At 70.6% G+C, this 23584-nt stretch carries 2 protein-coding genes; both read right to left on the reverse strand.

The genetic code is table 11. The annotated features are described in order from the left end of the window. Positions 1–3: 3 nt before the first annotated feature. A complete protein-coding gene (locus ACN27F_RS16330) occupies positions 4–219 on the reverse strand; it encodes an MbtH family protein (protein WP_289208428.1) in 216 nt (71 codons plus the stop codon). Further along, complete coding sequence (locus ACN27F_RS16335) at positions 219–23576, reverse strand: non-ribosomal peptide synthase/polyketide synthase (RefSeq protein ID WP_421434376.1); 23358 nt, start codon at positions 23574–23576, stop codon at positions 219–221. Before ACN27F_RS16335 ends, ACN27F_RS16330 begins: the two co-directional genes overlap by 1 nt. Positions 23577–23584 lie beyond the last annotated feature (8 nt).

A 23584-nucleotide genomic window follows, 5' to 3' on the forward strand; every position in this document is an offset into this window, starting at 1 on the left:
GGCTTAGGACTCCTCAGCCATGGCGCGAACAAGGCTCCGCGGGCGCATGTCGGTCCAGTTCTGCTCGACGTAGTCGAGGCACGCCTGATGGCTGTCCTCGGGGTGGGCGACGGTCCACCCTGCCGGCACGTCGATCGCCGCTGGCCACATCGAGTACTGACCCTCGTCGTTGACCAGCACCAGGAACCGGCCCTCGGTGTCGTCGAATGGGTTACCCATCAGTTCTCCTCCTTGGTCGTGGCGTTGCCGGCGATGACGGCCCGCAGGTGCTGCTCGAGAATCGGGCCGATCACCTGGAGCGCCTCAGGCGCCATGATCGTGCTGTGACTGGTCGCAATCGGGTGGTAGGTGATCTCGCCGACGAACTCCCGCCAAACCTCGGGGTCGAGCACCCGTTCCCGTTCCTGGGCCGCGCCGAAGATCAGCATGTCGGCATCGACCCGTTCCGTGCGGTGCCTGGTAGCGATCGAGATGTTGCGGTGCAAAATCGCCATGAGTAGCTGGAACTCCTCCTCGGCGACGTTGCCCAGGACCGTGTTGGTGGTCCGGGCCAGTTCGGAGAACTGTGCGAAGGTGAGGTTGCCGCTCGGCAAAGCTGCCGGGTCGACGCCCAGCACCTCGAGGATGCCGGTGTAGACCTTGCCGGTAGCCTCGATGACCTGCGCCTGCTCCTCCTCGCTCAGCGGCCGGGCCGGCTCGGAGTCAAGCGCCACGATCAGCCCGACCTGCTCCCCGGCGGCCTCCAGCCGGGCGGCCATGGCCTGCGCCACGACCCCGCCGAACGACTGCCCGAGCAGGTAGTACGGGCCGGTCTTCTGCACCTGACGCATCTCCTCGATGCAGTCGTCGGCCACCTGGATCAGGCTCTCCGGGAGCTCGTCGGGGTGGCTGAGCGCGCGGGACTGCAGCCCGTACACCGGGAAGTCGGGGCTCAGGTGCAACAGCAGATCCGAGTACGCCCAGCAGATCGCTGCCCCCGGGTGGACGCAGAACAGCGGTGGCAGGGTGCCCCCGGTGCGCAACGGCAGCAGCACGTCGAACGCCCGGCCGACACCGTCGGAGCCGAGCTGCTCGGCGAGCTGCGCGACGGTAGGACCGGCGAAGAACGTCCGGATCGGGATCTCCGTGCCCATCACCTCGGCGATCCGGGCGATTAGCTTGTTCGCCAGCAGCGAATGGCCGCCCAGGTCGAAGAAGTTGTCCTCGACGCCGATCTGGCCCAGGCCCAGCACCTCGGCGAACAGGCCGCAGAGGATTTCCTCCTGCGGCGTACGCGGCCCGCGGCCGACCAGCGCCGTGACGTGCGGGGCCGGCAGCGCGTCCCGGTCCACCTTGCCGTTCGGCGTGAGCGGGAAATCCGTCATCGCCGTCACCACCGCCGGCACCAGATGCTCGGGCAGCGACCGGCGCAGGTCCTCGCGGATACCGCTGATGTCGGCGCCAGGCTGGGCCGGGATGACGTACCCGAACAGGGCCAGGTCGCCCTGACGGTCGGCCCGTACGGCCACCGCGGCCCGCGTCACCGCCGGATGCTCGGCCAGCGCGGCCTCCACCTCGCCCAGCTCGACCCGCATCCCGCGAATCTTCACCTGTTCGTCGGTACGGCCGGCGTACTCCAGCTCGAGTGCGTAGTTGAGCCGGCCGAGGTCGCCGGTGCGGTACATCCGTGAGCCGGGCGGGCCGTACGGGTCGGCGACGAACCGCTCGGCGGTCAGGCCGGACCGGTGCAGGTATCCGCGCCCGACTGCGGGTCCCGCCACGTACAGCTCACCCTCGGCGCCGGGCGGCACGATGCGCAGATCGGCGTCGAGGACGTACACCCGCATGCCCGCGTTGGGTCGGCCGACCGTGACGCGCTCACCGTCCAGCGGGTCGGTCATCGTGCAGGCGATGGTCGTCTCGGTCTGGCCGTACACGTTGACCATGCGCCGGCCCGGCGACCAGCGTGCGGCGAGATCGGGTGTCAGCACCTCGCCGCCGAGCAGCAGGCCGCGCAGGTCGGTGAGCCTGCCCGCCGCGTCGACCGGCATGCTGGCCAGCACCGACGGCAGGGTCACCAGGTGCGTAATCCGCTTCTCGGCCAGCACCCGGGCCAGCGCGTCACCCACGATCAGTCCCGGCTCCGGCAGGACGAGCGTTCCCTGCGTGGCGAACGCCACGATGAAGTCCATGATGGAGGCGTCGAAGCTCGGCGAGGAGAGCTGCAGGACACGGCTGCCCGGCTCCACACCCCAGCGCTGCCGCCAGGACTCCGCCGCATCGGCCAGCCCAGCGTGGGTAATCACCGCACCCTTGGGCCGGCCGGTCGACCCGGAGGTGTAGATGACGTAGGCCGGGTGGTCGAGGCCGAGGGCAGTCGTGCGGCCGCGGTCGGTCGGGTCGTTGTCCGGCCGGCTCTCCCACTGCGCCACGGTCGCCGGGTCGTCGACGTCGATCACCGGCTGGTTCACGCCGAAGCGGGCCACCCCGGCGGCGTCCGTCACGACCAGCTTCGGCCGGGCATCCGCGCAGAGATACGCCACCCGGTCGGCCGGGTAGGTCGGGTCGATCGGCAGGTACGCCGCCCCGCTCTTGGCGATGGCCAGAATCGTGACGACCTGCCGGACGCTGCGCGGCAGCAGCACGGCGACGAGATCCTCCGGGCCGGCCCCACGGTCGATCAGCGCCCGCGCCATCCGGTTGGCCCGGCTGTTCAGCTCGGCGTACGTGGTGTCGGCCGCGCCGTCGGTCACGGCGATCGCGGACGGCGCAGCAGCAGCCCAGGCTTCGAAGAGCTGCGGCAGAGTTCCCGGCACCGGCGCGGCGATGTTGTCCAATTCGAGTCCTCCGATGGGTTGGTCGGGCGAGTCGGCGACCTCGTGCAGCAGCTGGCCGAACTCGTCGAGGAAGGCGTCGACCGTCGCACTGTCGTAGAGGTCGGTGGCGTACTCGACGACGAGGATCAGCCCGGCGGGCGCACCGTGGTCGTCGAACGTCTCGATCGCGTTGACGGACAGGTCCACCCGCGACACCCCGGTCTCGACCCCGTCCAGCTGCGGCCGTGCGGTCAGCCCGGCCAGCTCGAACTCGGCGTCCGGCGTGTTCTGCAGCACCAGCTGGACCTGGAAGAGCGGGTGCTGCCCGGGCGACCGGTCGGGGTTGAGCTTCTCCACCAGGTGGTCGAAGGGCACGTCCTGATGGGCGTACGCGGCCAGGCTGGTGTCCCGCACCTGCTCCAGCAGCCGGGTGAAGCTGGGGCGGCCGGAGGTGTCGATCCGCAGCACGAGCGTGTTGATGAAGAAGCCGACCAGGTCCTCGATGGCGTCGTCGGCGCGTCCCGCGGTCGGCGCGCCGACCGGGATGTCGGTTCCGGCACCGCTGCGACTCAGCTGCGCGCCGAGCGCCGCCTGCAACGCCATGAACAGGGTGGATCCGTGGCGCCGGACCAGCACGCGCAGAGCCTCGTGCAGGTCCGCGTCGAGGTTGCGGGTCAGCGTGGCACCCCGGTAACTGGCCTCGGCCGGGCGGGGCCGATCGGCCGGCAACGTCACCAGTCGCGGCAGACCGGCCAGCTGGTCACGCCAGTAGGCGAGCTGGCGGCTGAGCCGGCTGTCCGGGTCAGCCTCGTCGCCCAGCATCCGGCGCTGCCAGAGGGCGAAGTCGGCGTACTGGACCCGCAGCGGCGCCCAGTCCGGGGCGTGACCGGCCCTGCGTTGCTCGTACGCCGTGGTCAGGTCCCGGGCCAGCGGCCGCATCGACCAGCCGTCCACCGCGACGTGGTGCACGACCAGCAGCAGCACCCATTCGTCGCGTCCGGTGGTAAACAGCGACGCCCGCACCGGGATCTCCCGGGACAAGTCGAACTCGTGCCGGGAGGCGTCGCGGAGCACCTGGGTCAAGTCGCCCTCGGCCACCGCACGTACTGGCAGGTCGATCTCGACGGCGTCCAGGATCCGCTGGTGAGGCTCCCCGCGCCGTTCGCCGAAGACGGTGCGCAGCACCTCGTGCCGGGCCAGCACGTCGGCGAGGGCGGCGCGCATCGCGGCCACGTCGAGCGCGCCGGACAAGCGCACCGCCAGCGGCGAGTTGTACGTCGCCGACGGCCCCTCCAGCTTCTGCATGAACCAGAGGCGCTGCTGCGCGAACGACAACGGGAGGACCTCCGGTCGTGGCGCCGGCTCCAGCGCGGGCCCCGCACGGCCCGACCCCTGTGCCAGCACCGCGGCGAGCTGGGCAGGCGTCGACGCGGCGAACACCTGCTGCAGCGGCACCTCGATGCCGAGCACGGCACGGATCCGGCTGGTCAACCTGGTGGCGAGCAGCGAGTGCCCGCCGAGGTCGAAGAAGCTCTCGTCGACCCCGACGCGGGGCAGGCCGAGCAGGTCGGCGTACAGCTCGCAGAGGATCTCCTCGTACGGGTCGCGCGGCCCGCGCTCCTCGGTCGTGGTGGTGACGATCTCGGGTTCCGGCAGCGCCCGGCGGTCGATCTTGCCGTTCGGGGTGAGCGGGATCCGCTCGATCGGCGTGATCGTGGTCGGCACCATGTGGTCGGGCAGCAACGACTTGATCGTGCCGCGCAGCTCGGAGACGTGCTCACCGGCGGTGCGGGCGACCGCAGGCACGTTGGCGACCACCTCCGGAGTGCCCGGTCGGTAGACGTCTGTGAGCGGCTCGTCCTCGCCGGCGGCGAGCAGCACCACGTCGTACACGTCCCAGTTCCGCGGCGACCAAGTGGGCACCGCCCGCAAGCCGCGCTCCGCGGCCTGCCGGCGTACCTGCTCCGGGTGCAGCCGGGGTTCGGTGGTGCCGGCCAGTCGCGGATTCGGTATCCGGGTCAGGCGTGCCGGCGCCTTCACGTCGGCCAGGTCCGTGACGTCACGGCCCCAGACCAGCTCCGGCAGGTCCCCGACCGGCCGGGTCGCGCCGGTGTGCAGCACCACCTCGTACCGGTACGCGGTCAGCTCGTTGTCCGCGCTGCCCCGCTTGAGCAGCACCTCGACGCCGGTGGCCCGCGGATGCCGGAAGGCGGTGAAGAACTCGGGCGCGAGCAGCAGTTCCTTCTCGATCGCCACTGCGTGGTCCACGGCCGACGAGCCGGACCCGGGGTTACGGAACTCGTGTACAGCGGCGTGCATCGCCCGCAGCAGGCCGTGGTGCCGCACGTCGCCGAGGATCAGCCGGCCACCGTCGGCCAGCAGGTCGAGCGCTTTGCCCAGCACGTCGCGCAGGTAATCCGCGCTCGGGAGGTACTGGACCACCGAGTTCAGCACGATGGTGTCGAAGTGGCCGCGGGGCAGCCTCGACACGTCGTGGGCCGGTTGGCAGCGCAGGTGCGCATGCTCCCAGCCGCGTTCCCGGGCGTACTCCCGTAGCCGCTCGACGGCGGCCGCCGAGAAGTCCGTCGCCCAGTACTCCTCGGTCCGCTCGATCAGCGGGACCATCAGGAGGCCGGAGCCCGCGCCGATCTCCAGGACCCGGCGAGGGCCGAACCGGGCCACCTGCTCCACTGCGGACCGCTGCCACTCCCGCATCTGCTCGATCGGGATCGGCGCGCCGGTGAACGAACTGTTCCAGCCCGCGAAGTCGGCGCCCGGCTCGCGCGCCAAGCCGCTGTAAACTTCGTGGTAGATGCTGCGCCACTCGTCCAGCTGATCGTCGAAGTCGGTTGCCGAACCCTGGTCGGCCAGTACGACGTACGCGGCGAGCGAGACGGCACCGGAGCGGTCCGGCCGCGGCACCACGACGGCCCGCGCCACCGACGGTTGCGCGGCGAGGACGCGTTCCACCTCGCCGGGCTCCACCCGGAAGCCGCGGATCTTCACCTGCTCGTCGGAGCGGCCGAGGTACTCCAGATCCCCGTCGGCGTTCCACCGGACCACGTCGCCCGTGCGGTACATCCGCGTGCCGGCGGGCCCGTACGGATCGGCCACGAACCGGGTCGCGGTCAGACCGGCACGGCCCCGATAACCCCGGGCCAGGCCCTCGCCGACGATATACAGCTCGCCCGGGACCCCGGGAGCGGCCAGCCCGAGCCTTTCGTCCAGCACGTACAGCCGGGTGCCGAGCGCCGGCTTGCCGATCGACACCGGGGGTTCGTGCAGGTCACCGGTCTGGCTGGCGACGACGGTCGCCTCGGTCGGCCCGTAAGCGTTCACCATCCGCCGGCCGGGCGCCCACCTCCGCAGCAGCTCGGGCGGGCATGCCTCGGCACCGACGATGAGGGTACGGAAGTCGGTCAGGGTCCGCGGCGCGTCGGCCGGTAGGGTGCTCAGCACCGACGGAGGGATCAGCGCGTGGGTGATCCGGTGGTGGGCGAGGGCCCGCGCCAGCTCGTCGCCGGCCAGCCGGTCCGCCGAGGCGATCACCAGGGCGGCGCCGGAATCCCAGGCCCAGACCAGCTCCAGCACAGCGGCGTCGAAACTCGGCGACGAAGCCTGCAGGATCCGGCTGTCCACGTCGGCCCCGCAGCGCTGGCGCAGGGTGGCGGCGAGGCCGCTGAGCCCGCGGTGGGTCACCACGACACCCTTGGGCTGCCCCGTCGAACCCGACGTATAGATCACATACGCGGCAGCGTCCACCGGCAACGGACACACCGGGTCATGCTCCGGCTGCCCGTCGAAGACATCCCCCTCACCGATCACCAACGCCGGAGCAGCATCCCGCAACAAATACTCCACCCGAGCCCGCGGATAACTCGGATCCACCGGCAGATACGCCGCACCCGCCTTCACGACCCCCAACACCGTCGCGACCTGCACCGCGCCGCGCGGCAACACCACCGCCACCACATCCTCGACACCCACACCGCGCTCGATCAACGACCAGGCAACCCGATTCGCATACGCATTCAGCTGCGCATACGACCAACTCAGCTCCCCCTCGACAACCGCCACCGCATCCGGCGTGGCCGCCACCCGACGCTCGAACAACTCAGACAGCGTCACCGCCGCCACCGGACCCGACGCCGCCCCCCACCGCTGCAACAACCGAACCCGCTCATCGACCCCCAGCAGCTGCACCCCACTCAACCGCGACCCCGGCGCCACCACCATCGCCCGCAACACCCGCACCCACCGAGCCGCGAACGCCTCGATCGTCGCCCGGTCATACAGATCAGTGGAGAACTCGACGAGACCAGTGACACCTGCGGGGCGCCCGTCGGCCGTGGTGGTCTCGGTCAGGCTCAGCGACAGGTCGAACCGGGACGTGCCGGTGCCACGGCCCTCCTGCCACACCCGCACGCCGGAGAGGTCGAAGTTGGCCTCGGCGTTGTTCTGCAGCACCATGGCGATCTGGAACAGCGACTGATGCGACGCCGACCGCAGCGGATTGATCTTCTCGACCAGGTACTCGAACGGGATGTCCTGGTGCGCGTACGCGGCGAGGCTGCTGGCGCGTACCCGCTGAAGGAGCTCGACGAACGTCGGATCGTCGGTCGTGTCGGTGCGCAGCACCATCATGTTGACGAAGAATCCGACGAGGTCGTCGAGGCGTTCGTCGGTACGACCGGCCACGCCGGCGCCGACTACCACGTCGGTGCCGGCACCGGAGCGGGTCAGCAGCGCCGACAGCGCGGTCTGCAGCACCATGAACAGCGTCGAACCGGTCCGCCGGGCCATCGCCATCAGCCCCGCGTGCAGCTCCGCGTCCACCTGGAAGGTGCTTACGTCGCCCCGGTAACTGGCCATCCTTGGCCGCGGGCGGTCGGTCGGCAGGGTCACCTGCTCGGGCAGGTCGGCAAGCCGGTCCCGCCAGAACGCGAGCTGGCGACCGAACGCGCTGTCCGGATCCGCGTCGTCGCCGAGCAACTCCCGGTGCCACAGTGTGTAGTCGGCGTACTGCACCGGCAGCGGCGCCCAGTCCGGGGCCCGGCCGGCCGCGCGCGCCGCGTACGCCGTCGCCAGGTCCCGCGCCAGCGGCCGCAGCGACCACCCGTCGGCGACGATGTGGTGCAGTACCAGCATCAACACCCACTCGCCCGGACCGGCCGCGTACAGCGACACCCTTAGCGGGATTTCCCCGGCCAGGTCGAACCGGTGGCGCGCGGCGGCCTGCAGCGCTTCGTCCGAGGCGGCGTCGTGCACCGGCAATTCGATCTCGACCGGGTCCAGGATCCGCTGGTACGCTTGGCCGTCGTGCTCGGCGAAGACGGTGCGCAAGGCCTCGTGCCGGCCCACCACGTCGGTCAGCGCGGCCTGGAGCGCCGGTACGTCGAGCGGCCCCGACAGCCGCAGCGTGAGCGGCATGTTGTAGGTCGGCGACGGTCCTTCCAGCTTGTGCAGGAACCACAGGCGCTGCTGGGCGAACGACAGCGGCAGGAGCTCCGGTCGCGGCACCGGCTCCAGCGCCGTCCGGGCCGGGGCATTCGCCGCCAGGATCGCCCGGGCCAGCGCGGCCGGCGTGGACGCCTCGAACAGGGTCAGCAGCCGCACCTCGAAGCCGAGCTTTGCCCGGATCCCGCTGATCAGGCGGGTACCCAGCAGCGAGTGTCCGCCCAGGTCGAAGAAGTCGTCCTCGGCGCCGACCTGCTCCAGGCCGAGAACCTCGGCGAAGAGTCCGCACAGGATCTCTTCCTCGGGGGTACGTGGGTCGCGTCCCCGCGAGGACGCGAACTCCGGATCCGGCAGCGCGTCCCGGTCGAGCTTGCCGTTCGGCGTCAGCGGGATCTCCGGCAGCACGACCATCGCGACCGGCACCAGGTGATCGGGCAGGATCCGGCGCAGATCCTCGCGGACGGCCGCGGGGTCGGCGCCGGGCCGCTCGGGCACCATGTAACCAACCAGCGCGGGGTCACCTTGCCGATCGTCGCGGACCGCGACGACCGCGCGAGCCACATCCGGATGTGCCGTCAGCGCGGCCTGCAGCTCGCCCGGCTCGACGCGGATACCCCGGATCTGGACTTGGTGGTCGGAACGGCCCAGGTATTCGAGTTCCCCGTCGGCGTTCCACCGGACCACGTCACCGGTGCGGTACATCCGCGCACCGGCCGGGCTGAAAGGATCGGCCACGAACCGCGACGCCGTCAGGCCGGCCCGGCGCAGGTAGCCCCGGGTCAGGCCGACGCCGCCGATGTACAGTTCGCCCCGCGACCCGGGCGGCACCAGATGCAGGTTCGAGTCCAGCACGTACACCCGCCATCCGGGCAGCGGGGCACCGATCGGATGCGCCTCCCCGGACAACGGGCGGCTGACCGTCGTCGCCACCGTGGTCTCCGTCGGGCCGTACAGGTTCGTCATCCGCCGGCCCGCCGACCAGCGGCGCGCCAGGTCGGACGAACACGCCTCGCCGCCGACCACCAGGCCCTGGAACGCCGGCAGCTCTCCGGTGGTCGCACTGGGCAAGGTCGCCAGCACTGACGGCGGCACGAACGCGTGCGTGACCCGCGCCTCCGCGATCAGCGTAGCCAACTCCTCGCCGGCCAGTCGCGACTCGCGGGAGACGACCAGGGCCGCACCGGCGCCGATGGCCATCATCAGTTCGAGGACCGAGGCGTCGAAGCTCGGCGACGCCATCAGCAGCACCCGGCTGTTGCCGGCGACGGCGTTGCGGCCGACCGTTCCGGAGGCGAGCGCGGCGAGGCCGCGGTGGGTCACCACGACACCCTTGGGCTGCCCCGTCGAACCCGACGTATAGATCACATACGCGGCAGCGTCCACCGGCAACGGACACACCGGGTCATGCTCCGGCTGCCCGTCGAAGACATCCCCCTCACCGATCACCAACGCCGGAGCAGCATCCCGCAACAAATACTCCACCCGAGCCCGCGGATAACTCGGATCCACCGGCAGATACGCCGCACCCGCCTTCACGACCCCCAACACCGTCGCGACCTGCACCGCGCCGCGCGGCAACACCACCGCCACCACATCCTCGACACCCACACCGCGCTCGATCAACGACCAGGCAACCCGATTCGCATACGCATTCAGCTGCGCATACGACCAACTCAGCTCCCCCTCGACAACCGCCACCGCATCCGGCGTGGCCGCCACCCGACGCTCGAACAACTCAGACAGGGTGGTCGGCTCCACCTCCGGCTGGGCGTACGCCCAGCCGGTCAGCCGCTCCCGCTCGCCGTCGAGCAGCAGGTCCACCGACCCGATGCGCTGCTCCGGATCGTGCGCGACGGCGGCCAGGAATCGCAGCCAGCGGCCGACGAAAGCTTCGACCGTCGCGGCGTCGTACAGGTCGGTGGCGTACTCGACGACCCCGATCACACCGCCGGCATCCGGCTGCTCTGCGAGGCTGATGAACAGGTCCACACGGGACAGCCCGGTACTGACCCCCTCCAGCCTTGTTCGCAGGCCGGGCAGGTGGAAACTGGTGTCCGGGTTGTTCTGAAACGCCAGCAGCACCTGGAACAACGGATTATGCGCGGTACTGCGATGCGGATTGAGCTTCTCCACCAAAAACTCGAACGGCACATCCTGATGCGCATACGCCTCCAACGACGTATCCCGCACCCGCTCCAACAACTCACCAAAACCCGGATTCCCGGACGTGTCAGCCCGCAACACCAACGTATTCACGAAAAACCCAACCAGATCGTCCAACGCATCATCGCTACGACCAGCAATCGGACTACCGATCGGCACATCCTCACCCGCACCCAGCCGCGTCAGCACCGCCGCCAACGCCGCCTGCAACACCATGAACAACGTCGCCCCCGACGCCCGGGCCAGCCGCAACAGATCCGCGTGCAACCCCGCATCCAACCGGAACATCCACACGTCACCGGCATACGACGCCGTCTGCGGCCGAGGCCGATCAGCCGGCAACGTCACCTGCTCCGGCAAACCCGCCAACTGCCCACGCCAATACGCCAGCTGACGCCCGAACACACTGCCCGGATCAGCCTCCTCACCAAGCAACCGCCGCTGCCACAACGTGTAATCCGCGTACTGCACCGGCAACGGCGACCACGACGGACCACGACCCACCCGACGATCCGCATACGCCGTCGCCAAATCCCGCGCCAGCGGCCCCAACGACGCGCCATCAGCCGCGATGTGATGCAACACCAGCATCAACACCCGCTCACCCGGACCAGCCACGAACAACCACGCCCGCACCGGAATCTCCCGAGCCAAGTCGAACTCGTACCGAGCCGCCTGCCGCAACGCACCCGGCAACTCACCCGCGGACACCTCACGCACCGGCAACCCGACATCCACCGCGTCCAACACCCGCTGACACGGCACACCATCCACCTCCGCGAACACCGTCCGCAGAGCCTCATGCCGGCCCACCACATCACCCAACGCAGCCCGCAACGCGCCCACATCCAACGAGCCCGAAAGCCGCAACGCCAACGGCGAGTTATACGTCGCCGACAATCCCTCCAACTTGTGCAAGAACCACAAACGCTGCTGAGCAAACGACAACGGCAACACCTCCGGCCGCACCACCGGCTCCAGCGCCCGCTGCACCCGACCCTGCTCCTCGCCCAACACCACCGCCAACTCGGCCGGCGACGGCGCGGCGAACAGCGCGCGCGGCGGCAGCTCGCAGCGGAACGCCTTGCGGATCCGAATGATCAGCCGGGTGGCCAACAGCGAATGCCCGCCCAGATCGAAGAAGCTGTCGTCCGGGTCCACCTGCGGCACGTCGAGCACTTGCGCGAACAGGACGCATAGCAGCTCCTCCTGCGGCGTACGCGGTGCGCGCCCCCGGCCGCCGGCCTGCTCGGGGTCCGGCAGCGCCCGCTGGTCGACTTTCCCGTGCGAGGTACGGGGAATCTCGTCGAGGAGGACGACCGCCGATGGAACCATGTGCTCCGGCAGCTCGTCCTGCAGGTACGCGCGCAGCACTCCGTCGCGGACCGCCCGCCCGGAGGCCGGAACGGCGTACGCGAGAAGCTGGTCCAGCCGGACGATGACGGCGGCCTGGGCAACCGCAGGATGGCGCAGCAGCACGGACGCCACCTCGCCGGGCTCCACCCGGAAGCCACGGATCTTCACCTGCTCGTCGGAGCGGCCGAGGTACTCCAGATCCCCGTCGGCGTTCCACCGGACCACGTCGCCCGTGCGGTACATCCGCGTGCCGGCGGGCCCGTACGGATCGGCCACGAACCGGGTCGCGGTCAGACCGGCACGGCCCCGATAACCCCGGGCCAGGCCCTCGCCGACGATATACAGCTCGCCCGGGACCCCGGACGCCACCGGTTGAAGCGCGTCATCCAGCACGTAGAGCCGGGTGTTCAGCACCGGGCGGCCGATCGGTGCCGGGCCGGGTGAAAGCTCCGCGCTGATCGATGCGCAGACGGTCGACTCGGTCGGGCCGTACGCGTTGAACATCCGGCGTCCGGGCGACCACCGCGCGGTCAGTTCGGGCGGGCACGCCTCCCCGGCGACCACCAGGGTGCCGAGGTCGGGCAGCCGGTCGGCCGGCACCGTCGCCAGCACGGTCGGCGGCAGCGTGAGGTGGGTGATGCGCTGCTCGTGCAGGACGGCCGCCAGGTCCCCCCCGGCCAGCCGGTCGGCCTCGGGCACCACCAGAACGGCGCCGGCGCCGAGGGCCATCACCAGCTCCCACACCGTGGCGTCGAAGCCGAGCGCGGCGAACTGCAGCACCCGCGAGCCCTCGCCCGCCCCGAGGCGCTGCTGCGTCGCGGCCATGCTCGCGAGCCCGCGGTGGGTCACCACGACACCCTTGGGCTGCCCCGTCGAACCCGACGTATAGATCACATACGCGGCAGCGTCCACCGGCAACGGACACACCGGGTCATGCTCCGGCTGCCCGTCGAAGACATCCCCCTCACCGATCACCAACGCCGGAGCAGCATCCCGCAACAAATACTCCACCCGAGCCCGCGGATAACTCGGATCCACCGGCAGATACGCCGCACCCGCCTTCACGACCCCCAACACCGTCGCGACCTGCACCGCGCCGCGCGGCAACACCACCGCCACCACATCCTCGACACCCACACCGCGCTCGATCAACGACCAGGCAACCCGATTCGCATACGCATTCAGCTGCGCATACGACCAACTCAGCTCCCCCTCGACAACCGCCACCGCATCCGGCGTGGCCGCCACCCGACGCTCGAACAACTCAGACAGCGTCACCGCCGCCACCGGACCCGACGCCGCCCCCCACCGCTGCAACAACCGAACCCGCTCATCGACCCCCAGCAGCTGCACCCCACTCAACCGCGACCCCGGCGCCACCACCATCGCCCGCAACACCCGCACCCACCGAGCCGCGAACGCCTCGATCGTCGCCCGGTCATACAGATCAGTGGAGAACTCGACGAGACCAGTGACACCGGCCGGGCTGCCATCCCGCGCCGAGGCCTCGACGATGTTGATCGACAGGTCCACCCGAGAGACGCCCGTGTCGACCGACATGCCGGAGGCGGTGACGCCCGGCAGGCTGACATTCTGCTCGGCGGTGTTCTGCAGTCCGAAGAGGATCTGCACCAGCGGGTGATGGGCTGCCGAGCGGTGCGGGTTGAGCCGTTCCACCAGGTATTCGAAGGGCATGTGCTGGTGGGCGTACGCGGCCAGAGAGGTCTCCCGTACCCGGGTGAGCAGCTCGCCCAGGGTCGGATCGCCGGCGGTGTCGGTGCGCAGCACCAGCATGTTCACGAACAGACCGATCAGGTTTTCGAGACGGTCGTCGGTGCGCCCGGCGATCGGCGAGCCGATCGCAATGTCGGTTCCGGCCCCGAGCCGGGTGAGCAGGCCGGCCAGGGCCGCCTGAAGAATCATGAACAGGGTGGTGCCAGTCTCCCGGGCCAGGCGGACGAGCTCGCCGTGCTCCTCGGCGTCGAGGTCGAAGGTGACCGTCTCACCGCGGTAGCTGGCGACCGCCGGGCGCGGCCGGTCGGTCGGCAGCGTTACCTGGTCGGGCAGATCCGCCAGCTGCTCCAGCCAGTAGGAGACCTGCCGGCTGGACACACTGTCCGGGTCGTCGTTGGCGCCCAGGTGCTCACGCTGCCAGAGCGTGTAGTCGGCGTACTGCACGTGCAGCGGCTGCCACGACGGCGCGTGTCCGGCCCGCCGGCTGGTGTACGCGGCGGTGAGGTCGGACACGAACACCTGCAGCGACCAGCCGTCGGCGACGACGTGGTGCAGCACCAGCATCAACACCCACTCGCCCGGACCGGCCGCGAACAGCCACGCCCGCAGTGGGATCTCCCGTGCCAGGTCGAACTCGTATCGGGCCGCCTCGCGCAACACGTCCGGCAGCTTCGACTGGGGCACCTCACGAATGGGCAGTTCGACCTCGGCGGAGTCGAGGATCCGCTGGTACGGGTTCCCGGCCCGCTCGGCGAAGACCGTCCGCAGCGCCTCGTGCCGGACGACGACGTCCGCCAGCCCTAGCCGCAGCGCGTCCACGTCCAGATCGCCGGAGAGTTTGATCGCCAGCGGCGAGTTGTACGTCGCCGACGGCCCCTCCAGCTTGTGCAGGAACCACAAACGCTGCTGCGCGAACGACAGCGGGAGCGCCTCGGGCCGTGGCACCGGCTGCAACCGGGCCGGCACCGGGCCGCCCTTGAGGAGCTGAGCGGCCAGTTGCCGCGGGGTCGGAGCGTTGAAGAACGTCCGCATCGACACGTCCACGCCGAGCATGCCGCGCACCCGCGAGATCAACCGGGTCACCAGCAGCGAGTGCCCACCCAGGTCGAAGAAGTTGTCGTCGGCGCCGATCTGCTCGAGCCCCAGGACGTCGGCGAACACGGATCGCAGCATCTCCTCCTGCGGCGTGCCCGGCGTCCGGTTGTCCACAGCCGAGATGACGAACCGCGGCTCGGGCAGCGCATTGCGATCCAGCTTGCCGTTGGCGTTGAGCGGAAACTCGTCGAGCACTACGATCGCGGCCGGCACGAGGTAATCGGGCAGCTCGGCGCGCAGCTCCTCGCGCAGGCGATCGGCGTCGGCGGGTTCCGCGCCGGCCGTCACATAGGCGTACAGCGCCTGGAAGCCGTGCTGATCGCGCCGGGCGACCACGACGGCCTGCGCGACGCTCGGCCGCCGCACCAACGCGGCCTCGATCTCGCCTGGCTCCACCCGGAAGCCACGGATCTTGAGCTGGTGGTCGGACCGGCCGAAGTACTCGAGCTCGCCGTCGGCGTTCCACCGGACCACATCACCGGTCCGGTACGCCCGTGCGCCCGCCGGGCCGAACGGGTCGGCCACGAACCGCGACGCCGTCAGGGCCGGGCGACCGAGATATCCCCGGGCCACTCCGATACCACCGATGTACAGCTCGCCGCGCGCGCCCGGCGGGACCGGGCGCAGGTTCGCGTCGAGCACGTACACCCGGGTACCCGGCAGCGGAGCGCCGATCGGGTGCGCCTCCCCGGACATCGGGCGGCTGATCGACGCCGCCACCGTGGTCTCCGTCGGGCCGTACAGGTTCGTCATCCGCCGTCCCACCGACCAGCGCCGGACCAGATCCGCCGAACACGCCTCCCCGCCGACCACCAGACTCCGCAGCCCGGCCAGTCGTCCGGGGGCCTCATCCGGCAGCGTCGCCAGCACCGACGGCGGCACGAAGGCATGCGAAACGCCCGCGTCCGCAAGCAGCTCCGCCAGCTCCTCGCCGGCCAGCCGGCCGGGCTCGGGCATCACCAGCACGGCCCCCGCGTGGAACGCGGCGAGGAACTCGAAGACGGATACGTCGAAGCTCGGCGAGGTGAGCTGCAGGACCCGGCTGTCCCGGTCGACGGCCGCCCGCTCGCAGCCGCTGACTGCCAGCGCCGCCAGACCGCTGTGGGTCATGATCGTGCCCTTGGGCCGGCCCGTCGAGCCGGAGGTGTAGATGACGTAGGCGGCGTGTTCAAGCCGCACGGCGACGCCGGCCGGGTCGGTCACCGGCGCCTCCCGCAGCGCAGCGGCCACGGCGGGGTCGTCGATCGCGATGGCGCCGGCCGCCACCTCCGCATGGGCGGTGTCGGTGAGCAGCATCTTCGGCCGGGCGTCCACGATGAGGTACCCGATCCGTTCCGCCGGGTACGCCGGGTCGATCGGCAGGAACGCGGCACCGGCCTTGCCGATCGCGAGCACGGCAGCGAGCTGCATCGTGCTACGCGGCATCAGCACGCCGACGATGTCCTCGGGTCCGACGCCACGGTCGATCAGGTATCCGGCCAACCGGTTCGCGTTCTCGTTCAGTTCCGCGTACGTCCAGCTGAGCTGCCCCTCGACCACGGCGGTCGCGTCCGGGACAGCGGCGGCTGTGGCCTCGAAGACGGCCGGCCACACCCGTGGGTCGGGCACCGCCGCGTCCCGCCCGGACAGAGCGAGAACCGTCGCATTCTCCTCGCCGGAGAGCAGGTCGACGGCGTTGATCCGGCGGCTCGGGTCCGCGACGGCCGCCTGCAGCATGCGCACGAACCGTGCGGCGAACGACTCGACGGTGCTCGCGTCGTACAGGTCGGTGGCGTACTCGATTGCGCCGCGGATGCCCTGCGGCGCACCGTCCGCGCCGAACGTCTCGGTGACGTTGAGGGTGAGGTCCACCCGGGACACACCGGTGCCGATTTCCTCCGGCTCGGCGCGCAGGCCGGGCAGGTGGAAACTGGTGTCCGGGTTGTTCTGAAACGCCAGCAGCACCTGGAACAACGGATTATGCGCGGTACTGCGATGCGGATTGAGCTTCTCCACCAAAAACTCGAACGGCACATCCTGATGCGCATACGCCTCCAACGACGTATCCCGCACCCGCTCCAACAACTCACCAAAACCCGGATTCCCGGACGTGTCAGCCCGCAACACCAACGTATTCACGAAAAACCCAACCAGATCGTCCAACGCATCATCGCTACGACCAGCAATCGGACTACCGATCGGCACATCCTCACCCGCACCCAGCCGCGTCAGCACCGCCGCCAACGCCGCCTGCAACACCATGAACAACGTCGCCCCCGACGCCCGGGCCAGCCGCAACAGATCCGCGTGCAACCCCGCATCCAACCGGAACATCCACACGTCACCGGCATACGACGCCGTCTGCGGCCGAGGCCGATCAGCCGGCAACGTCACCTGCTCCGGCAAACCCGCCAACTGCCCACGCCAATACGCCAGCTGACGCCCGAACACACTGCCCGGATCAGCCTCCTCACCAAGCAACCGCCGCTGCCACAACGTGTAATCCGCGTACTGCACCGGCAACGGCGACCACGACGGACCACGACCCACCCGACGATCCGCATACGCCGTCGCCAAATCCCGCGCCAGCGGCCCCAACGACGCGCCATCAGCCGCGATGTGATGCAACACCAGCATCAACACCCACTCACCCGGACCAGCCACGAACAACCACGCCCGCACCGGAATCTCCCGAGCCAAGTCGAACTCGTACCGAGCCGCCTGCCGCAACGCACCCGGCAACTCACCCGCGGACACCTCACGCACCGGCAACCCGACATCCACCGCGTCCAACACCCGCTGACACGGCACACCATCCACCTCCGCGAACACCGTCCGCAGAGCCTCATGCCGGCCCACCACATCACCCAACGCAGCCCGCAACGCGCCCACATCCAACGAGCCCGAAAGCCGCAACGCCAACGGCGAGTTATACGTCGCCGACAATCCCTCCAACTTGTGCAAGAACCACAAACGCTGCTGAGCAAACGACAACGGCAACACCTCCGGCCGCACCACCGGCTCCAGCGCCCGCTGCACCCGACCCTGCTCCTCGCCCAACACCACCGCCAACTCGGCCGGCGACGGCGCGGCGAAGATCTGTTGCAGGAGCGCCTCGACGCCGAGCGCCGAGCGGATCCGGCTGGTCAGCCTGGTGGCCAACAGCGAATGCCCGCCCAGATCGAAGAAGCTGTCGTTGACGCCGACCCGCTCCAGGCCCAGGATGTCGGCGTACAGCTCGCAGAGGATCTGCTCCAGCGGGGTTCGCGGGTGGCGTCCGCGCGAGAGCACCACCTCCGGGTCCGGCAGCGCCCGGCGGTCGATCTTCCCGTTCGGAGTGACCGGGATCCGCTCGATCGGGGTAATTGTGGCCGGGACCATGTAGTCCGGCAGCAACCTCTGCACCGTCGAGCGCAACTCCGACACCAGCTCGCCGGCCGTACGGGCGACTGCGGGGACGTTGGCCGGCTCGACGCCGTCGGCCGGGCGGTACACGTCGGCCAGAGGTTCCGCCTCGGCGGCGTCGATCAGCACGACGTCGTACGTGTTCCAGCGGTTCGACGACCACGTCGGCACCGCCCGCATGCCGCGCTGGACCGCCCACCGGCGCACCGCCTCGGGTTCAAGCTCCGGGCCCGCCGACGGGGGCACCGCGTCCATGCCGTCCAGCAACCGCACCGCGGCCACCCCGCCGGCCAGCCGCGGGTTCGGGATGCCGGTCACCCGCGCCGGGCCGGTCACCTCGTCCAGGTCGGTGGTGTCTCGGCCCCACACCAGCACGGGCAGCGTCGCGAGCCGCCGCGCCGGGGCGGTGTGCAGGACGACCTCGTACCGGTAGCCGGTCAGCTCGTTCGACGCCTGCCCGGCCTTGAGCGTCACCTCGACACCGGTGATGGCCGGGTGGTCGATCGAGGTGAAGAACTCGGGGGCCAGCAGCAGCTCCTTCTCCACCGCCATGGCGTGCTCGACCGCCGCGCGCCGCCCCTCGGTGCCACGGAAGTCGTGCACCGCCGCGAGGAACACCCGCAGCAGGCCGTAGTGCCGGACGTCGCCGACGATGACCCGGCCGCCGTCGGCGAGCAGGTCCACGACCTGGGCGAGCACGTCGCGCAGGTAGTCAGCGCTCGGGAAGTACTGCACCACCGAGTTGATGACGACCGTGTCGAAGTAGCGGCGGGGCAGGCCGGAAACGTCGTGCGCCGGCTGGCAGGACAGCCGCACGTCGTTCCACCCGCGGGCGTCCGCGAACGCGCGCAGCCGGTCGATCGAGACCTCAGACAGGTCTGTGCCCCAGTATTCGTCGACGGCGTCGGCCAACGGAGTCATCAGCAGGCCGGAGCCCGAGCCGATCTCCAGCACCCGGCCGCGCCCGAAGCGCCGCACTGCGTCGACCGCGGACCGCTGCCACTCCCGCATCTCCTCGATCGGGATCGGACCGCCGGTGAACGAGCTGGTCCAGCCGATGAAGTCGTTGCCCGCGTCACCGGAGAAACCGGCGTAGACCTGGTCGTAGATGTCGTTCCACTCGGACAGCTGATCGTCGAAGCCGGCTGGCGACGCCGCCGCCGCCAGCACCACGTACGCCGCCAGGGAGACCGACCCCGAGCGGTCTCGGCGGGGCACCACCACGGCTCTATCGACCGACGGCTGGCTCGCGAGGACGTGTTCGACCTCGCCGGGCTCGACCCGGAAGCCGCGGACCTTCACCTGCTCGTCGGAGCGCCCCAGGTACTCCAGCTCGCCGTCCGTGTTCCATCGGACGACGTCGCCGGTCCGGTATATCCGTGACCCCGGCTCGCCGTACGGGTTCGCAACGAACCGCGACGCGGTCAGCCCACCCCGGCGCAGGTAGCCCCGAGCCAGGCCGGCCCCACCGATGTACAACTCGCCGGGCACCCCGGGAGCCGCCGGCCGGAGCGTCTCGTCCAGTACGTACAGCTCAGCGTCGATGACCGGCCGGCCGATCGGGGCGCGCGCCTCGGCCAGCGGGAAGGTGTGTGAGGCGGCGACCGTGCACTCGGTCGGGCCGTACGCGTTGACGAAGTCCCGCCCCGGCAGCCACAGCCGGACCAGTTCGGGCGGGCAGGACTCCGCGCCGACGCTGAGTATCCGGAACTCGGGAAGCCGTCCGGCAGCCTCTGCCGGAATAGTGCTCAACGCCGATGGCGGGATGTGCGCGTGGGTGATCCGCTGCTCCGCGAGCGCCTGAGCCAGCTCGTCGCCGGCCAGCCGGTGCTGGCTGGCGATGACCAGCCGGGCCCCGGAGCTGAACGCCCATACCATCTCCAAAACCGAGGCGTCCACACTGGGCGACGACAGCTGCAGCACCCGGTCGTTCGGTCCTGCGGCACACCGCTCCCGCAGAGTCTCGGCGAAGGCCGCAAGGCCGCGGTGGGTCACCACGACGCCCTTGGGCTGCCCGGTCGAGCCGGAGGTGTAGATGACGTACGCCGGGCTGTCGACGTTCGAGGGCCGTACCCGGTCGGCGTCCGCCGGATCGTCGCCCCGGCCGGTACCCCAGTCGTCGATCATGACCAGCTCACAGGGCAGGTCGGCGGGCAGGTTCTCGGCACCAGCACGGGAGGTCAGCACCAGCCGCGGGTCCGAGTCGATGATCACGTGCCGGTTGCGACGATCCGGGAAGACCAGGTCCACCGGCACATACGCGGCACCTGCCTTGAGCACCCCGAGCAGGGACGCCACCAGGCGCGCGGACCTCGGCATGGCGACGGCGACGAGGTCCTCCGGGCCGATGCCCCGATCGATCAGCCGGCCCGCGACGTGGTTGGCGTACCGGTTCACCTCGCGGTACGTCCACACATCGCTGCCGTCACTCACGGCGATCGCGTCCGGCGTGGCAGCCACCTGCCGGGCGAACATGTCGCCGAGGGTCACCGGCGGGACGTCCCGTTCGTACCGCCGCCACCCGGCCAGCCGGGACTCGTCGCCGGGAGTGGTGACGTCGAGCGTGTCGACCCTGCGGCTCGGATCCGCCATCACCTGGCGGATCAATTGGATCCAGCGCTCGACGACAGCCTCCGCCGTCGCGCGGTCGTAGAGGTCAGCGGCGTACTCCACGGTACCGCTGATTCCGTCCCTGTGCTCGGTGACGCTCAGCGAGAGGTCGAACCGGGCGGTCCCGGTCGGGATCTGCTCCGCGCGTACCCGCAGGCCGGGCAGGTCGAACGGAACAGAGGTGTTGTTCTGCAGGACCAGGGCGACCTGGAACAGCGACTGGCGGCCGGCGACCCGATCCGGGTTGAGGCTCTCGACCAGCTGCTCGAACGGGATGTCCTGGTGGCCGTACGCCTCGATGCTGGTGTCACGCACCTGATGCAGCAGTTCGGTGAACGACGGCGAGCCGGCGGTGTCGGTGCGGAGCACCAGCATGTTGACGAAGAGCCCGACCAGATCGTCGAGTGCGGGCTCGGACCGTCCGGCGACGCCGGCACCGATGGCGACGTCCGTGCCGGCGCCGAGCCGGGTGAGCAGCGCGGCCACGGTGGCCTGCAGGACCATGTAGACGGTGGCGCCGTTGCGGCGGGCGAGCTCCGTGATGCCGGCGTGCAGCTCGGCGTCCATGGTGATCGGGACGACGCCGCCGCGGTAGGTGGCGACGGCCGGGCGAGGCCGGTCGCCCGGCACGGTGATCTCGTGTGGGAGGTCGGCGAGCTGCTCACGCCAGTACCGCAGTTGCTCGGTCAGCGGGCTTGCCGGCTCCTCCTCGCCACCGAGCATCGTACGCTGCCAGAGCGTGTAATCGGCGTACTGGACCGGGAGCGGTGGCCACTGCGGTACGACCCCGTTGAGCCGGGCCGAGTAGGCGGTGACCAGGTCCCGGGCCAGGGGCGCGCCGGACCAGCCGTCGCCGGCGATGTGGTGGATGACCAGCACCAGTACGGACTCGTCCGGGCTGACGGTGAGCAGTTCGGCGCGGACCGGGATCTGCCGGGCCAGCTCGAACTCGTGCCGTGCCGACCGACGCACTTCCTCGTCCACCTGCGCCGCGCCGATCGGACGGACGGGCAGGGCCGGGCGCACCTCCCCCGGGTCCAGGATCTGCTGGTACGGCTGACCGTCGACCTCGTGGATGAGGGTGCGCAGCGGCTCGTGGCGGCCGATGACGTCGGTGAGGGCCGCAGCCAGCGCGCCGGTGTCGACCTTCCCGGTCAGGTGCAGGGCGAGCGGCATGTTGTAGGTCGCCGACGGCCCTTCAAGGCGGTGCAGGAACCAGAGCCGCTGCTGCGCGAAGGAGAGCGGGATCCGCTCGGGCCGAGGCAGGCGGGTCAGCTCCGGGCGGGCCGGGCCGGCCTCCTGCCGTTGCAGGTACGACGCCAGGGCGGCCGGGGTGGACTTCTCGAATAAGTCCTTCATGCCCACCTCGAGGCCGAGGGTGCCGCGGATCCGGCCGATCAACCGGCCGGCCAGCAGCGAGTGCCCACCGAGGTCGAAGAAGTCGTCGTCGAACCCCACCTGCGGCAGTTCGAGGATCTCGGCGAACACCACCCGGAGCATGTCCTCGACCGGGCTGCGCGCAGTCCGGTCGAGTCCGGCCGGGATGTACTCCGGGTCGGGCAGGGCGTCACGGTCGACCTTGCCGTTCGGGGTCAGCGGCAGGCTGTCGAGCAGCACGACATTGGCCGGGACCAGGTACGACGGCAGCGTGCCGCGCAGGTCGTCGCGCAGGTCCGCCGCGCCGATGGCGGCCGCGGCCGGAACGACGTAGGCGACGAGCTGTCGTTCACCGCGGGCGTTCGGCCGTACGGTGACGGCCGCGTGCACGACGTCGGTCCGGCGCTGCAGCACCGCCTCGAGCTCGCCGGGCTCCACCCGGGCACCCCGGATCTTGACCTGGTCGTCGGCGCGGCGCAGGAACTCCAGCTGCCCGTCGGGGCGGATCAGGCCGACATCGCTGGTGCGGTACATCCGCGACCCGGGCTGCCCGTACGGATCGGCGAGGAACCGGGACGCGGTCAGGCCCGGCCGGCGTAGATAGCCCCGGGCCACGTTGGTGCCCGCGACGTACAACTCGCCGGCCGTTCCCGAGACGACCTGCGCCAGCGTGTCGTCCAAGACGTAGACGCGGGTGCCGTCGATGGCCCTGCCGATCGGGGCGTCCGGGCCGTTCAGCGGCGCGGTGAGGGTAGCGGCCACGGTGGTCTCGGTCGCGCCGTACCCGTTGATCAGCCGGCGGCCCGCCGACCACCGCCGCACCAGCTCGGGCGGGCAGGTCTCCCCGCCGATGTGCACCGTGGTCAGGTCGGGAAGCCGATTCTCGGCGTCCGGCGGAAGCGAGGCCAGCACCGGGACTGGCAGCGTGACGTGCGTGATCCGCTGCTCCCGCAGCACCCTGAGCAGGTCATCGCCGGAGAGCTGGTCGGCCTGGCTGACGACCAAGGTGCCGCCGGTGGCCACCGCGGTGAGCAGCTCCCAGATGGCCACGTCGAAGCCGAGCGACGCCAGTTGCAGCACCCGCGGGGTGTCGCCCAGGGCGTACTGGCCGCTGACCGTGCGGGCAAGGTTGACCATGCTGCCGTGCGTGACGCCGACGCCCTTCGGCGTCCCGGTGGAGCCGGACGTGTAGATGACGTACGCCAGGCTGTCCGAGGTGAGCGGCACCGTCGGAGTGTCTTCCGGTTGCCCGGCCCAGGCGGCGGCGTCGCCGTCGAGGATCAGGCTGGGCGTGGCGTCGGCCAGCAGGTAGTTGATGCGCTCGGCCGGCAGGACCGGATCGAGCGGCAGATAGACGGCGCCCGCCTTGAGCGTGCCGAGCAGCGCGGCGACCTGGCCGATGCCGCGGTCGAGGGCGACACCCACCGTCTGCTCCGGCCCGACACCGCGCCCGATCAGCCACCAAGCGATGCGGTTGGCGGCCGAGTTCAGCTCCTGGTACGACCACACGCGGTCGCCGTCGGTGATCACCGGCGCGTCGGGGTGCGCCTCGACCGCCGATTCGTACAACCGGACGATGGTGGCCGCTACGTCAGCAGCGCTCATGCTCACTT

Origin of the sequence: Solwaraspora sp. WMMB335 (genome assembly GCF_049179075.1) — a bacterium.
Classification (GTDB): Bacteria; Actinomycetota; Actinomycetes; order Mycobacteriales; family Micromonosporaceae; genus Micromonospora_E.